General features: G+C 46.8%; 14 protein-coding genes. 1 reads left to right on the top strand and 13 read right to left on the bottom strand.

The window, feature by feature from the left end; all coding sequences use genetic code 11:
- Positions 1-16: 16 nt before the first annotated feature.
- The 3 genes from ACWJJ4_RS07315 to rpsU all read right to left on the bottom strand — a co-directional run bounded on the left by ACWJJ4_RS07315 (position 17) and on the right by rpsU (position 2,090).
- Positions 17-1,333 (bottom strand): NfeD family protein, encoded by a 1,317-nt coding sequence (locus tag ACWJJ4_RS07315; RefSeq protein ID WP_071391599.1) that lies wholly within the window; start codon positions 1,331-1,333, stop codon positions 17-19.
- 122 nt (positions 1,334-1,455) lie between these two features.
- Positions 1,456-1,902 carry a GatB/YqeY domain-containing protein gene (locus ACWJJ4_RS07310; RefSeq protein ID WP_003152958.1) on the bottom strand — a complete coding sequence of 149 codons (447 nt, stop codon included), beginning with the start codon at positions 1,900-1,902 and terminating at the stop codon, positions 1,456-1,458.
- 14 nt (positions 1,903-1,916) lie between these two features.
- Positions 1,917-2,090, bottom strand: a complete 174-nt coding sequence (gene rpsU / locus ACWJJ4_RS07305; RefSeq protein WP_003152957.1) for a 30S ribosomal protein S21 — start codon at positions 2,088-2,090, stop codon at positions 1,917-1,919.
- A 171-nt stretch (positions 2,091-2,261) separates the two neighbouring features.
- On the opposite strand from rpsU, the gene ACWJJ4_RS07300 reads away from it, so the two are divergent.
- Positions 2,262-3,188, top strand: a complete 927-nt coding sequence (locus ACWJJ4_RS07300; protein WP_077722609.1) for a Na/Pi symporter — start codon at positions 2,262-2,264, stop codon at positions 3,186-3,188.
- 37 nt (positions 3,189-3,225) lie between these two features.
- Here the strand turns inward: ACWJJ4_RS07300 and mtaB are convergent, their stop codons facing one another.
- The 10 genes from mtaB to ACWJJ4_RS07250 form a co-directional block, all read right to left on the bottom strand.
- Positions 3,226-4,581, bottom strand: coding sequence for a tRNA (N(6)-L-threonylcarbamoyladenosine(37)-C(2))-methylthiotransferase MtaB (gene mtaB / locus ACWJJ4_RS07295; protein ID WP_025852978.1), 1,356 nt, complete (start codon positions 4,579-4,581; stop codon positions 3,226-3,228).
- Positions 4,581-5,351, bottom strand: a complete 771-nt coding sequence (locus tag ACWJJ4_RS07290; protein WP_003152900.1) for a 16S rRNA (uracil(1498)-N(3))-methyltransferase — start codon at positions 5,349-5,351, stop codon at positions 4,581-4,583. Before ACWJJ4_RS07290 ends, mtaB begins: the two co-directional genes overlap by 1 nt.
- Before the next feature lie 22 nt (positions 5,352-5,373).
- The gene (prmA, locus tag ACWJJ4_RS07285) at positions 5,374-6,309 is read right to left on the bottom strand and encodes a 50S ribosomal protein L11 methyltransferase (RefSeq protein WP_077722610.1); all 936 of its coding nucleotides are present in this window, start codon (positions 6,307-6,309) and stop codon (positions 5,374-5,376) included.
- A gap of 23 nt (positions 6,310-6,332) precedes the next feature.
- Positions 6,333-7,460, bottom strand: coding sequence for a molecular chaperone DnaJ (gene dnaJ / locus ACWJJ4_RS07280; RefSeq protein WP_003152895.1), 1,128 nt, complete (start codon positions 7,458-7,460; stop codon positions 6,333-6,335).
- A 185-nt stretch (positions 7,461-7,645) separates the two neighbouring features.
- Positions 7,646-9,484: a molecular chaperone DnaK gene (dnaK, locus tag ACWJJ4_RS07275; protein ID WP_003152893.1), complete on the bottom strand. Its 1,839-nt coding sequence runs from the start codon at positions 9,482-9,484 to the stop codon at positions 7,646-7,648.
- Between the two features lie 24 nt (positions 9,485-9,508).
- On the bottom strand, positions 9,509-10,084 hold the full coding sequence (gene grpE, locus ACWJJ4_RS07270; protein WP_003152892.1) for a nucleotide exchange factor GrpE: 576 nt from the start codon (positions 10,082-10,084) through the stop codon (positions 9,509-9,511).
- Positions 10,085-10,143: 59 nt separating this feature from the next.
- On the bottom strand, positions 10,144-11,175 hold the full coding sequence (gene hrcA, locus ACWJJ4_RS07265) for a heat-inducible transcriptional repressor HrcA (protein ID WP_017418176.1): 1,032 nt from the start codon (positions 11,173-11,175) through the stop codon (positions 10,144-10,146).
- 80 nt (positions 11,176-11,255) lie between these two features.
- Positions 11,256-12,395 (bottom strand): radical SAM family heme chaperone HemW, encoded by a 1,140-nt coding sequence (hemW, locus tag ACWJJ4_RS07260; protein WP_070082131.1) that lies wholly within the window; start codon positions 12,393-12,395, stop codon positions 11,256-11,258.
- Positions 12,396-12,454: 59 nt separating this feature from the next.
- On the bottom strand, positions 12,455-14,290 hold the full coding sequence (gene lepA / locus ACWJJ4_RS07255; protein ID WP_013352938.1) for a translation elongation factor 4: 1,836 nt from the start codon (positions 14,288-14,290) through the stop codon (positions 12,455-12,457).
- Positions 14,291-14,422: 132 nt separating this feature from the next.
- Positions 14,423-14,761, bottom strand: coding sequence for a YqxA family protein (locus tag ACWJJ4_RS07250; protein ID WP_007408270.1), 339 nt, complete (start codon positions 14,759-14,761; stop codon positions 14,423-14,425).
- Between the last annotated feature and the right edge of the window lie 2 nt (positions 14,762-14,763).

The raw sequence follows: 14,763 nt of genomic DNA, 5'->3' as shown, positions 1-14,763 counted from the left end.
TCCTCAAGGTTATCATCTATATTTCTCTCACGACAATGCGTGAGCCTTCCGCTTTCACTACTTTCACCTGTCTGTCTTTTTCAGTGAACGATCCTTCCGAGACGACATCCAGACGTTCATCATCAATAATGACGGTGCCTGACGGTCTGAGGGCTGTAGCGGTAATGCCGACTTTCCCCAACAGCTCCGTCCGGTTCTGATTTGAAACATAACCGCTCTCCGTGCTTGTTGAATCAGTTAATATTAATTTTTTAAAGAATTTCATTCGTTTCCCCAACACCCTTGTTAATATGATAAAGGCTGTAATAGACACAGCAATGGCGATCAAGAGAGAAACCGCCATTACGGTAAAGCTGCCCGCAGCGAGAAAGAGGCTCGCGATGACGCCTGCAATACCGATAAGACCGATTATGCCTCCGGGCAGAAATATCTCTAAAAGGATAAAAACCAATCCCGCGCAAAATAAGAATACGCTGTCATAGCCGGCGAATCCGGCAGCGATATGCCCGGTGAAAAACAGCAGCATGGCCGTCAGTCCGACGGCACCCGGTATCCCGAGGCCCGGCGAGAACAATTCAATGGTCAAACCAAGCAAAGCAAGCGTTAATAAGACGGGAACAACAAACGGATTTGTCAGCCATCTGCCCAGTTTGCCGACGAAACCTTCTTTTGCATGGTGAACATCCGCTTTGTCAAAACCTAGCTTTGTATATAAAGCATCAAGGTCTGAAACCGTGCCCTCCGAATATCCGACTTCCTTGGCTTTTTCAGCTGTCAGTGTCAGCAGTTTTCCCTTTGGGGCGCCCGCTTCCTTTGCATTGATGGCGGGATCTGCCATGGCCAGGGCGTATTTCGGATTTCGGTTGTTTTTAACCGCTGCGTCCTCCATTTCTGCATGCCACAGTGATTGAGCCTTTTTGTCCGCCGCGTTTCCTTTTCCGTCGATGATGGCTGCGGCACCCATTTTTCCGCCCGGCGCCATATAGATTTCATCTGCCTGAAGCGCTATATACGCTCCGGCAGAAAGCGCCCGTTTATTAACGTAAGCGGTAACAGACACATCCGCGCGGCCGATGATATCCGCAATATCCAAGGCTGATTGAACGGCGCCTCCCGGTGTATTGATGTCAAGAATAATGTGTGACGCGCCGGACTCCTTCGCTTCTTTGAAAGAACGCGATAAAAACGAGGCGAGCCCCTGTTCGACATTTTTCTCAACCGGGACGACATAAACCGATGGATGATCAGCTTTCGCGTTCAATTGAACCCCTAATAAAGATAATACAAATAAGCCCAATAGAGCAACAGCAATTCCGGTTTTTTTTCGGAACAAGGCAAATATACCCTCCTTCCCGTTTCGTTCTTCTTTATATACGTAACAAATGTACTTTAGTTTCATTTTTTTATGTATAAAAAAAGACATCTCTCTAGGAAAGATGTCTTTTTTCTTGTCAATTAAGATAATTGACTGCTGACAAGTCTGTTAATTACGCTGCCGTCAGCTTTACCTTTTACTTTAGGCATAATAGCACTCATCACTTTGCCCATGTCCGCTTTGGAGCTCGCACCGACTTCAGCGATGGTTTCATTTACAATTGTCTGCAGCTCTTCTTCAGAAAGCTGCTTCGGTAAATAAATTTCTAAAATGTCCAGCTCTTTTTGAACTTTATCTACTAAATCTAAACGATCAGCGTTTGAAAATTCATGGAGGGAGTCTTTACGTTGCTTAAGTTCACGAGATAGGACAGTAAGTTCCTCATCCTCGGTCAAACTGTCTTTCTTAAGCTTAATTGCTTCGTTTTGAAGTGAAGCTTTCACCATTCGAACGACAGTCAGTTTGTCTTTCTCACGGCTTTTCATATACAGCTTCATATCTTGGTTAAGTCGCTCAAGAAGACTCATAAATCCACCCTCTTTTAGAATTTGCGTTTTCTAGCAGCTTCTGACTTTTTCTTGCGCTTTACGCTAGGTTTTTCATAAAATTCGCGCTTTCTTGCTTCTTGCAAAGTACCTGTCTTTGATACACTGCGTTTGAAGCGACGAAGAGCATCTTCAAGCGATTCGTTTTTTCTAACGACCGTTTTTGACATTCTCTTTCCCTCCCTCCGAATACACCAATCGACTACCTTTAAAAAGATACATATATAAACATGTACTTTGACATTATAATATAAGCCATCAGTCAGGTCAACTAAGCGAGCTCACTTTTCCGTCATGAATAAGGCTGCTTGTCTATATAATGATGGAAAGGGGTGTTTCGTTTGATAATACTGATTCTCTTTACCGCACTTATCCTGTTTTTTTTACTCGGAATGAGCCTGCTCAGGCAGGGCCTGATCGCATTAACGTATTCAAAAATTGAGAAAAGCCTGCTCTTATTTACCGACCACCCTTTGAAAGCTTTTCTCATAAGCATCATATTCACCGGTTTTCTTCAGAGCAGCTCAGCCTTCATGGTCATTGTCATCGGCTTTGTCAGCGCAGGCGCTTTATCTTTTAAACGGACCATTCCGATGATTCTCGGCACGAATGTCGGCTCCACATTTACGACGGAGTTTTTAGCCATAAAGATGGATGTGCTCATTTGGGTGCTTTTTATCGGAGGCTTAGTGTTTATCCTCATCCGTAAATATCCGTTCAGGCAGATCGGTATAAGCTTCCTCGGTCTCGGCATCATCTTTTTTTGCATCACATGCTTCAGCCGGCTTGCCGTTCCGCTGACAGAAATGAAGGCGGGGGCGGAGGTTTTGCGCCATGTGAATGATTCGAGCTGGTCCGCTCTTTTTATCGGCATGATATTGACGGCAATCATTCATTCAAGCTCCGTCTGCATCGGCATTTTGATGAGTTTTATGAACGAAGGGGTGATCGGCATTGAACAAGCGGTCAGCGTCGTTCTGGGATCTAATATCGGGACATGCGTCACGGCCGTCATGGCTGCTGTTTCAGGCGGTTATGCCGCCAGACAGACCGCCGGTGCTCACGTAGTGTTTAATATTCTCGGCGTGCTGCTCGTCTTTCCCTTCCTGTCTGCATCAGCAGGTATTACGGAGCGCCTGTCTGATGATCCCGCGCAGATGATTGCGCATTTCAGCCTGTTATTTAACGTAGTCACCGCGTTATTGTTTCTGCCGTTCACACGTTTGTTTTACCGGCTGATTGACAGGCTGATTCCTCCGAAACCGTAAAAAAACCGATGCGGGAAGGCACCGGTTTTTTTATCTGTTATGAAGACATGCGCATGTTCCGGGTCATTTCACCCTCAACGACGCGGACGAATTGTCCTTCGTTATACGGATAGCCCGCTTTTTGAATTTTGACTTTGACAAGTTTGCCGATTACATCTTCCGTGCCTTTGAAGACGACTTTCATGTAATTGTCCGTATAGCCGACGAACATGCCGTCCTCATCAGACTCTTTAAACGCCTCTTCCGGAATGATTTCCAGAACCTCTCCTTCATAATCGGAGGCGTATTCTTTGGCAAGCTGGTCAGACAGCGCAATCAGCTTATGCACCCGTTCGTTTTTCACGTTCTCGTCAACCTGGTCTTCCATTCTGGCCGCAGGTGTTCCGGTACGTTTGCTGTAAGGGAATACGTGAAGCTCTGAAAACTTATGTTCTTTAATGAACCGGTATGTTTCCATAAATTCTTCTTCCGTTTCACCCGGGAAACCGACGATGACATCAGATGTGACGGCAAGACCCGGCAGCGCTTCTTTCAGCTTATTTAAACGGTCCGCGAAAAATTCCATCGTATATTTGCGTCTCATCCGTTTCAGAACGGTGTTTGATCCTGACTGAATCGGGATATGAAGGTGGCGGACGATTTTATCAGACGCGTCCAGCACTTCAATCACTTCATCAGTGATTTGGCTTGCTTCAATAGATGAAATTCTGATCCGCTTCAGTCCTTCTACACGTGTATCAAGCTCGCGGAGAAGCTTGGCGAAATTATAATCTTTCATATCTTCGCCGTAGCCGCCCGTATGAATCCCCGTCAGGACGATTTCTTTATAGCCGGCATCCACCAGCTGCTGCGCCTGTTTAATGACTTCTTCCGGATCGCGGGAACGAAGCAGGCCGCGCGCCCAAGGGATAATGCAGAACGTACAGAAGTTATTGCAGCCCTCTTGGATTTTTAACGACGCTCTTGTGCGGTCAGTAAAAGCGGGAACATCCAGCTCTTCAAACACGCGTGCTTTCATAATATTGCCGACGCCGTTGATCGGCTGACGCTCTTCCCTGTACTGCTCAATGTAACCGAGCATTTTTTCACGATCCTGCGTGCCGACGACGATGTCAACACCCGGGATGGCCATAATTTCTGCCGGAGAGGTTTGCGCATAGCACCCTGTTACGCAGATGACGCCGTCAGGATTTTGGCGGATCGCCCGTCTGATGACTTGACGGCTTTTTTTATCTCCCGTGTTTGTTACCGTACATGTATTAATGACATATACATCTGCTGTCTGTTCGAATTCTTTTCGTTCATAACCCGCATCTTTAAACAGCTGCCAGATTGCTTCTGTTTCATAATGATTGACCTTGCAGCCAAGGGTATGAAAAGCAACAGTTGCCATTACTGATCACCTCTTAATAACTCTGTATGATAGGAAACTGCGCTTAACGCGTAAAGAGGCGCAGTTTCAGTCCGTAAAATTCTCGGTCCGAGGCCGCATAAGACGGCGCCTTTTTCTGAAAGCTGATGAACTTCAGACTCAGTCAGACCGCCTTCAGGGCCGAATACGATTAAAAGAGACGAACCTTGCGGAAGGCTTTTAAGCTCCGCGGCGAAAGCGCCCGTTTCTCCCTGCTTTGATGACTCCTCGTATGCAACGACACATTTATCGACATTCTCCGCCATTTCAAGCAGCTGCCGGAACGTATGAACGGTTTTCACTTCGGGAATTTCATTGCGGTACGATTGCTCCGCCGCTTCCTTCGCGATTTTCGCCCATCTCTCCCGCTTTTTCTTTGCCTTTTTGTCGTCTAGCTTAACGACGGATCTGGCGCCTTGAAAGGGGATGAACATACTAGCCCCCAGCTCGGTCCCTTTTTGGATAATCCATTCAAGCTTATCGCCTTTCGGAAGGCCGCTGGCAATCCTGATCTTCAAAGGCAGTTCACGGTTTTCACCCGTCCATTCAGCAATGCTGCATGATATATGATCTTTAGAAACCGCTTTGAGCAGGCATAACGCTTCATGGCCGTCTTTCGAACAGCAGATAATCCGGTCTCCCGCACTCATTCTCATGACGTTCGCTATATGGTGGACGTCTTCCCCCGTAATTTGAAAATCGGGAGTTTCGTCCATCTCCTGCTTCGTGAGCTCGATAAAATATCGTTGCATACGCTGTGACACCTACTAACTGTTATTTTTTCGCGATGATGCTGACCCAATCTTCCATAGACAGAATCTCTGTGATGGTAAAGCCGGCTTTTTCCAACGCTTCTTTTACTTCCTGTTTTTTCTGGCCGATAATGCCTGAAGTAATAAAATGGCCTCCGTCTTTGAGCAGGTCGTACGCCTGTGATGTAAAGCGGAGAATCACTTCCGCCAAAATATTTGCGACAATGACATCATGTTCGCCCGTGATGCCGTCTAACAAATTGTTCTGCTTCACTTCGGCCGTATCACTCACTTTGTTCAATTTTAGATTCAGACGCGCGCTTTCAACAGCGACCGGATCAAGGTCATATGCATGAACCGATTCGGCCTCAAGCATGGCGGCCGCGATGCTTAAAATTCCTGAACCGGTGCCGACATCAATGACATGGTCGCCTTTTTGAACGATACGCTCAAGCGCCTGAATGCACAGAACGGTTGTCGGATGCGTTCCCGTACCGAATGCCATGCCCGGATCCATTTCGATAATCAGTTCATCGGTATTCACGGGTGTGTACGTTTCCCATGTGGGTACGATCGTGAATTTTTCAGAAATTTTCACCGGATGATAATACTTTTTCCAAGCTGTCGCCCATTCTTCTTCATTAACTTCAGAAATGGTGATTGTGTTTCTGCCTAAATCAATGTCGTACAAAAGCAGATTATTAATCGTCTCTTTAATGCCGTCCACCGTTTCGCCGAGGAAACTGTTAATCGGCAGATACGCTTTGACAATGACACCCTCATCGGGGTAATCATTGGGGTCGAGCTGGTAGATTTCCCCGTAAACATTCTCACGCTCTTTCATTAAATCAAGCGGATCTTCGATGACAACCCCGCTCGCACCAGCTTCATGCAAAATATTTGAGATGGGTTCGACCGCTTCATGTGTTGTGTGAATGCTGATTTCGGACCATTTCAAAACTACCAACTCCTATCCAATCATTACTCGCCTTTAAATGCGCGTTTTACTTTGTCAAAGAAACTCATTTCTTGTTCATCCGGCAGGTTTCCGCTGACTTCAGCGAACTCGCGGATGATGTCTTTTTGTTTGTCTGTCAGATTCGTCGGTGTGACGACGCGGACGACAATGTGTTGGTCGCCTTGTCCGTAGCCCCGGACGTTCTGAACGCCTTTGCCTCTTAATCTGAATTTCGTGCCGGTTTGTGTGCCGGCAGGTATTTTCAATTTCACTTTTCCGTGAAGCGTCGGCACTTCCACTTCGTCTCCGAGTGCCGCTTGGGCAAACGTTAACGGCATTTCGCAATAAATATCGTCTCCATCGCGTTCAAAGAACTCGTGGGCGCGCACATGGAATACGACAAACAGATCTCCCGCAGGCCCTCCGTTTACGCCAGGTTCACCTTGGCCCGGAACGCGCAGCTGCTGTCCGTCATCCACACCGGCAGGAATCGTGACATTGATTTTTTTCCGTTTTTTCACTTTGCCCGTGCCGCCGCAGTCAGAACACTTGTTTTTGATGATTTTTCCTGTTCCTTCACAGTGGTGGCAGACTCTTCGGTTAACCACTTTGCCAAACGGCGTGTTCTGTTCGACGTTCAGCTGGCCTGAACCTCCGCAGTGCGAGCACGTATCCGGCTTTGTTCCCGGCTTTGCGCCCGATCCTTTACATGTTTCGCAATTCTCTTCGCGCGGAATTTCAATGATCGTTTCTTTTCCGAAAGCCGCGTCTTCAAATGACAGGGTCATTGTATACTGCAGATCCGCGCCTTGCCGCGGCGCATTCGGGTCACGGCGTCTCGTGCCGCCTCCGAAGATGCTTGAGAATATGTCATCGAAACCGAAGCCGCCGAAGTCTCCGCCGCCTCCGAAACCGCCGCCGAATCCCTGGTTAGGGTCTGTATGGCCGAATTGGTCATATTGAGCGCGTTTTTGGTCGTCTGAGAGCGCTTCGTACGCTTCTTTTACCTCTTTGAATTTTTCATCTGCTCCGGATTCTTTATTGATATCAGGATGATATTTTTTTGAAAGCTTCCGATAGGCTTTTTTGATTTCATCCTTTGAAGCGCTCTTACTTACCCCAAGCACTTCATAGTAATCACGCTTACTCATCTCGCTTCACTCTCCCGAATTTCTCACATAAATTAGATTGTATCATTTTGAATTATGTTTTTTCAATTCCTTTTATCCCGGGCAAGAAAAAAAGTCAAAGCCAAGAGATGCCTGACTTTGACTTTCTGTCTGTTGAATCAGAATATGCTGTGTGTTCTTCCGCCTAAAGCCATGCGGGAAAGAACTTATTTTTTCGTTTCGTCGTCTTTTACTTCTTCGTATTCCGCATCGACAACGTTGTCATCCGCTTTTTTGCCTTCAGCGTTTGCTGCGCCTTCAGCCTGCTGCGCTTTTGCCGCTTCTTCATAAAGCTTCATAGAAAGCTCTTGAACGATTGTTTGAAGCTCATCTTTTTTCGCTTTGATGTCTTCAATTTCGTTTTTCTCGATAGCGGCTTTCAGCGCGTCTTTCGCGTCGTTTGCTTTTTTCACTTGCTCTTCGTCCACTTTGCCTTCCAGATCTTTTAATGTTTTTTCCGTTTGGAACACAAGCTGGTCAGCTTCGTTGCGGACTTCGATTTCTTCTTTTCTCTTCGCATCAGCGTCAGCGTTTTCTTCCGCTTCTTTTACCATGCGTTCGATCTCATCATCAGAAAGACCTGAAGAAGATTTGATTGTAATGTTTTGTTCTTTTCCTGTGCCTAAGTCTTTCGCTCTTACGTTTACGATACCGTTTTTGTCAATATCGAAAGAAACTTCGATTTGCGGTACGCCGCGCGGTGCAGGCGGGATATCAGTAAGCTGGAAGCGGCCGAGCGTTTTGTTGTCGGCAGACATCGGGCGCTCACCTTGAAGCACGTGAATGTCAACAGCCGTTTGGTTGTCAGCTGCAGTTGAGAATACTTGAGACTTGCTCGTCGGAATTGTCGTGTTGCGGTCGATCAGTTTCGTGAACACGCCGCCCATTGTTTCAATACCGAGAGAAAGCGGTGTAACGTCAAGAAGAACAACGTCTTTTACGTCTCCCGTGATGACGCCGCCTTGAATCGCTGCACCCAGCGCTACAACTTCATCAGGGTTTACGCCTTTATGCGCTTCTTTACCCGTTTCTTTTTTAATTGCTTCCTGTACGGCAGGAATACGTGTTGATCCGCCGACAAGGATAACTTTGTCGATTTCGCTCGCAGAAAGATCCGCATCTTGAAGAGCCTGACGGACAGGAGCCATTGTGCGCTCAACAAGGTGAGCGGAAAGCTCTTCGAATTTAGCGCGGGTCAGTGTCAGCTCAAGGTGAAGAGGACCTGCTTCTCCCGCTGTGATAAATGGTAAAGAAATTTGTGTAGATGATACGCCGGAAAGATCTTTTTTCGCTTTCTCAGCCGCATCTTTCAAACGCTGAAGCGCCATTTTGTCTTTTGAAAGATCAATGCCGTTTTCTTTTTTGAATTCTGCTACGAGATGATCGATGATGACTTGGTCAAAGTCGTCCCCGCCAAGACGGTTGTCACCGGCAGTTGAACGGACTTCAAACACGCCGTCGCCAAGTTCAAGAACAGATACGTCAAACGTACCGCCGCCAAGGTCGTAAACAAGAATCGTTTGGTCTTCGTCCGTTTTATCAAGTCCGTATGCAAGCGCTGCTGCAGTCGGTTCGTTGATAATACGCTCTACTTCAAGACCGGCGATCTTACCGGCATCTTTTGTCGCTTGGCGCTCTGCATCGTTGAAGTATGCAGGAACCGTGATAACGGCTTTTGAAACTGTTTCGCCGAGGTAGCTTTCAGCGTATGCTTTCAGATGCTGAAGGATAATAGCTGACACTTCTTGAGGCGTGTAGTCTTTTCCTTCGATTTCCACTTTATAGTCAGTACCCATATGGCGTTTAACAGACATGATTGTGTTAGGATTTGTGATTGATTGGCGTTTCGCCACTTCCCCTACTTGGCGCTCGCCGTTTTTAAATGCAACGACTGACGGAGTCGTACGGTTTCCTTCAGCGTTGGCGATTACTGTAGGCTCTCCGCCTTCAAGCACTGCCACACATGAGTTTGTCGTACCCAAGTCAATTCCGATTACTTTACTCACTTTGAATTACCTCCTGCTATGTAGTTATTGATTCACTTTTACCATTGAAGGACGGATGACGCGATCCTTCAGTTTGTAGCCTTTTTGCAGTTCTTCGATAACAATATTGCTGCCGAAGTTTTCATCTTCCACCTGCATGACGGCTTGGTGAAGGTTCGGATCAAATTCCTGACCGACAGCTTCGATGGCTTCAACGCCTTCTTTTTCAAGTGCGTCCATCAGCTGGCGGCGGACCATTTCCATACCTTGCAGCAAGCTTTTTGTCTGCTCGCTTTCAGCTTCTACCTGTAACGCCCGTTCAAAGTTGTCGAGAGCCGGAAGGATTTCCGTTACGACGTTTTGAGAACGGTATTTCTGAGCAGCTTCCATTTCAAGGCGGCTGCGTCGTTTATAGTTTTCAAAGTCTGCTTGAACACGCAAAAGCTTGTTTTCTTTTTCATCAAGCAAACCCTGCAATTCATCAATTTGGTGCTGAAGGGCTTCTTCCTGACCTGCCGTTTCTTCATGCTGCTCTTGTGAAGCCGCTTGTTCTGCCTGTTCTGTCACTTCTTCTTGTTCTGCTGCTTCAACCTGTTCTGCGGTTTGTTTTTCTTCTGACATTGTGTTCACCTCCCTCAAATGCTGTAAAAAGATGACTGAAAATGATTGCCAAAATTCCCTTATTCATCATACAAACTTGTGAATGCTTTTGACAAGTCCGAAGTCACATGCTGCAGCAGGCTGACGACTCTTGAATAATCCATGCGCGTCGGCCCGATAATCGCGATTGATCCGATCTGTTTCGTATCAACTGTATAAGTGGCCGTGATTAAGCTGCAGTTTTCCATTTCTTCGTAGTCGTTTTCTTTCCCGATTTTGATTGAAATCCCCGCTTTTGATGACTGAAACAGCTTCAGAACATCCTGCTCTTTTTCAATTAAAGATAAGAGCGAGCGGACCCTTTCAATATCATGGAACTCCGGCTGATTCAGCATGTTGATCTTTCCGCCGAAAAACAATTTCTCAACGTGGGCCGCCGGATGGAATGTGGAGCGGAGCGATTCAAGTATGCTGTCATAGTTGGCGATATGCTGCCTTAAATATGTGACAACCTCTTTGAAAATACGCTCATTCAGTTCGTCCATCGGCACGCCCGCTAATCGATCGTTTAATATATTGACCAGTTTTTCAATATCGGCCAAATCCACTTTAGCCGGAAAATTGATGGTGCGGTTTTCGACATGCCCCGTGTTCGTGACGAGGATGGCGACCGCCTTATCCGGCTGGATCGGAACGATTTGAATCTGTTTAAGATAGTTCTCGCTCAGCGTCGGCCCGAGGACAATCGATGTGTAGTTTGTCAGATCGGACAGGATTTGCGCTGATTTTTGGACTGTTTTTTCCAGCTCGAAGATTTTTTCTTTAAATATCGAGTGAATTAAATCCAGATCGGTTTTTGTCAGCTTGACGGGTGACAGCAAATGATCGACATAATACCTGTACCCTTTTTCCGACGGAATCCGTCCTGAGGATGAATGGGTTTTTTCAATAAAGCCCAATTCCTCCAAGTCAGCCATCTCGTTTCTGATCGTTGCAGAGCTGAATGTAATCTCGTCTTTTTTTGAAAGAGTTCTTGATCCTACAGGCTGCGCTGATTGTATAAAATCATTAATAATCACTTGCAGGATCAACAGCTGACGATTTGTTAACATCATCATCACCCCTGTTAGCACTCAAGGTCAGCGAGTGCTAATTCTATATCAAAAGTAACAAACCAAAAGAAAAATGTCAATTATAACTCACCCAAAAAAGCGCCAAAAACCTCATTTCCTAATAATTTGCCCTCATGCGTTAATGCAACCGATTCTTCCGTGTCACAGATCAGGCCTTTTTCGGTTAAATCTTTGAGAACATCGGGAAACAGTTCGTCAACCGAGCGTCCGAATTTATCGAGAAAAGCTTGCTTTTGTACGCCGGACATTTTTCTGAGACCGAGGAACATTTCTTCTTCAATCTGCTCCTCACGTGTCACCTCGTGCGTGTCACGATAAGGCAGCCCCTTTTCTTCGATGAGCTGAATGTAATGTTTCACAGGCCCGGCGTTGACGGTGCGCGTGCCGCTGATATATCCGTGAGCGCCTGCGCCAAAACCGAAATACGCTTCATTGCTCCAATACGTCAGATTATGCTGCGACTCGAATCCGGGCTTTGCAAAGTTACTGATCTCGTATTGACGGATGCCCGCTTCGCTCATCTGCCTCATGACCGTTTCATACATCTCGGCCTCTTGTTCTTGCGCCGGGAGATGCAGGCGGCCTTTTTGCATTAAATTATAAAACACCGTTTTCGGCTCTACGATCAGCGAGTAAACGGAATAATGCTCCGCATCAAGAGACAAAGCCGTTTTGACGGAATTGTCAAGATCGGCCAGCGTCTGACCCGGCAGGCCGAACATTAAATCGAGACTGATGTTGTCGAAGCCGAGAGCCCTCGCACGTTCAAAGGAAGTGAATACGTCCTTTTGTTTATGCACTCTGCCGATTTTTTGTAAAAGCTCATCTTCAAAGGTTTGAACACCGAAGCTCAGCCGGTTGACACCGGCATTTTTCATGATTTTTAATTTTTCCGGGGACAAATCATCCGGATTCGCTTCCGCGGCAAATTCTATGAGTCCGTCAGAAGGTTTCAGCACGCGGTGAATGGAATCCATCAATTTTTCCAGCTGGGCGGGTGAGAGCGATGTCGGCGTGCCTCCCCCGATAAAAATCGTGCGGAGATCAGGGCGTCCCGTCCGTTCTATTGTATTTATCATTTCCTTTTCGAGTGAGTTTAAGTACTCATCGACAGGCTGGCTCTGAATAAAATATTTATTGAAATCGCAATAGTGGCAGATATGCTCACAAAACGGAATATGAATATAAGCTGATTTCATTTTGAAACACCTTCTTCTTTACAGAAAGAAGCCGCAGCGCGGGACTGCGGCGGCTTCCGTTATTTTTTCGGGCTGTCATCCATTTTAAGAACGGCCATAAACGCTTCCTGCGGCACTTCTACCGAGCCGACCTGCTTCATCCGGCGTTTTCCTTCTTTTTGTTTTTCAAGAAGCTTCCGTTTCCGCGAGATGTCTCCTCCGTAACATTTTGCAAGGACGTTTTTCCGCATGGCCTTAATGGTTGAGCGGGCCACGATTTTCTGTCCGATCGCTGCCTGTACGGGCACTTCGAATTGCTGGCGGGGAATCAATTCTTTCAATTTTTCGACGATGACTTTCCCGCGCTCGTATGCGTAATCGCGGTGCACGATAAACGACAGCGCATCAATTTTTTCTGCATTCAGCATAATATCCATTTTGACGAGTTTGGACGGTTTGTAGCCGATCAGCTCGTAATCGAAAGAGGCGTACCCTTTCGTGCTGGATTTCAGCTGATCAAAAAATTCATATACGATTTCCGCAAGAGGCATCTCATATACAATGCTGACCCGGTTGGCGTCTAAGTACTGCATATCGATAAAGTTGCCCCGTTTCCCCTGACAAAGCTCCATAACCGCTCCGACGTAATCGTTCGGAACCATCATCGTCGCTTTGACATAAGGTTCTTCCACCCGCTCTATTTTTTGCGGGTCAGGCATGTTTGACGGGTTATCCACGATGATCTTTTCGCCGTCCGTCATATAAACGTCATAAATAACGCTCGGCGCGGTCGTAATAAGGTCAATTTTAAATTCCCGTTCAATCCGCTCTTGAATGATTTCCATGTGAAGCATTCCTAAAAAACCGCAGCGGAAACCGAAGCCGAGGGCTTGTGACGTCTCCGCCTCGTATTGAAGAGATGAATCGTTCAATTCAAGTTTTTCCAGAGCTTCGCGCAAATCATTATATTTGGCTGTGTCAATCGGATAAAGTCCGCAGTATACCATCGGATTGAGTTTGCGGTAACCCGGAAGCGCTTCTGCCGCAGGCTTAACCGCGCTCGTGATCGTATCACCGACACGGGTGTCGCCGACGTTTTTGATTGCGGCTGTCAAATAGCCTACGTCACCGACTGTCAATTCGTCAGCCGGCTGCGCTTTCGGCGTGAAGACGCCGACTTCGATGACTTCAAACTCTTTTCCGGTTGCCATCATTTTAATTTTCTGGCCCGGTTTGACCGTTCCTTCTACGACTCTGATATACGCGACGACTCCGCGGTACGCGTCATAAAGCGAGTCAAAGATGAGCGCTTTCAGCGGAGCTTCCGGATCTCCCGCGGGAGCCGGCACTTTTTCTACGATCTGTTCTAAAATGTCTTCGATGCCGATGCCCGCTTTCGCTGAAGCGAGGACGGCGTCTGAAGCGTCAAGGCCGATAACGTCCTCAACCTCTTGACGCACACGTTCTGGCTCTGCGCTCGGAAGATCGATTTTATTAATGACAGGAAGAATCTCAAGATCATTATCAAGCGCCAGATAGACGTTCGCCAATGTCTGCGCTTCTATTCCCTGAGCCGCATCAACAACGAGAATCGCGCCTTCACAGGCAGCCAGGCTTCGCGAAACTTCATATGTAAAGTCGACGTGTCCGGGCGTGTCGATGAGATGGAATATATATTCTTCTCCGTCTTTTGCTTTGTATTTCAGCTGAACGGAATTTAATTTGATGGTAATTCCCCGTTCGCGTTCAAGGTCCATTGAATCAAGCAATTGTTCTTTCATTTCCCGCTGGGTGATCGCCGATGTTTTTTCTAAAATCCGATCCGCCAAGGTCGATTTGCCGTGGTCTATGTGGGCGATGATGGAGAAATTCCGGATTCTTGACTGCCTCTCTAAACGCTTTTCTTTATCTGTCACAATCTATCACTCCTACTATTAAACGCAAAATACACTAGCTTAGATTATATCAATAGGATTGTAAACATTCAATTAAAACAAGAAAGAGAAAAGCTTCCTTTAAGGAATCATCCGCTTTTCTCTTCATCAATGCTATCGGTTCAGTTTCGAAACCCACTCGTACATCGCCTGCGCCGAGTCCGTCACGGTATTTGAAAGGGTTTCTCCCGCTTTTGAAAACAGGTTGAAGGTTTCCGCCTGTTCCAGCTGTTTTTGTTTTTCTTCCAGATCTTTCGCCGTAACGGTTTGCCCCAAAATTGAAGCTTCTTTTTCCTGTCCTTCTCCGCCGCCGAGCGTGAATGCTCCTTTTAAGGAGGGATCTTTGTATCCTTTCATATCAAGCATTCCGCTGTTTGCCTGCTGCATGCCGAACAAAACGCCGAAAAACATGACAATGGCGATCAGCAGGCATTTGCCGGTAAAACGGATCATTC

Source organism: Bacillus sp. JK62, assembly GCF_053663455.1.
Note: the sequence above shows the minus strand (reverse complement) of the source record. Positions and strands in the feature narration are given on the sequence as shown.

Bases quoted from the DNA above. Each gene is read 5' to 3' on its own strand.
- dnaJ (WP_003152895.1), bottom strand. From the start codon at position 7,460: ATGAGTAAGCGTGATTACTATGAAGTGCTTGGGGTAAGTAAGAGCGCT.
- ACWJJ4_RS07290 (WP_003152900.1), bottom strand. From the start codon at position 5,351: ATGCAACGATATTTTATCGAGCTCACGAAGCAGGAGATGGACGAAACT.
- hrcA (WP_017418176.1), bottom strand. From the start codon at position 11,175: ATGTTAACAAATCGTCAGCTGTTGATCCTGCAAGTGATTATTAATGAT.
- mtaB (WP_025852978.1), bottom strand. From the start codon at position 4,581: ATGGCAACTGTTGCTTTTCATACCCTTGGCTGCAAGGTCAATCATTAT.
- ACWJJ4_RS07310 (WP_003152958.1), bottom strand. From the start codon at position 1,902: ATGAGTCTTCTTGAGCGACTTAACCAAGATATGAAGCTGTATATGAAA.
- ACWJJ4_RS07250 (WP_007408270.1), bottom strand. From the start codon at position 14,761: ATGATCCGTTTTACCGGCAAATGCCTGCTGATCGCCATTGTCATGTTT.
- hemW (WP_070082131.1), bottom strand. From the start codon at position 12,395: ATGAAATCAGCTTATATTCATATTCCGTTTTGTGAGCATATCTGCCAC.
- grpE (WP_003152892.1), bottom strand. From the start codon at position 10,084: ATGTCAGAAGAAAAACAAACCGCAGAACAGGTTGAAGCAGCAGAACAA.
- rpsU (WP_003152957.1), bottom strand. From the start codon at position 2,090: ATGTCAAAAACGGTCGTTAGAAAAAACGAATCGCTTGAAGATGCTCTT.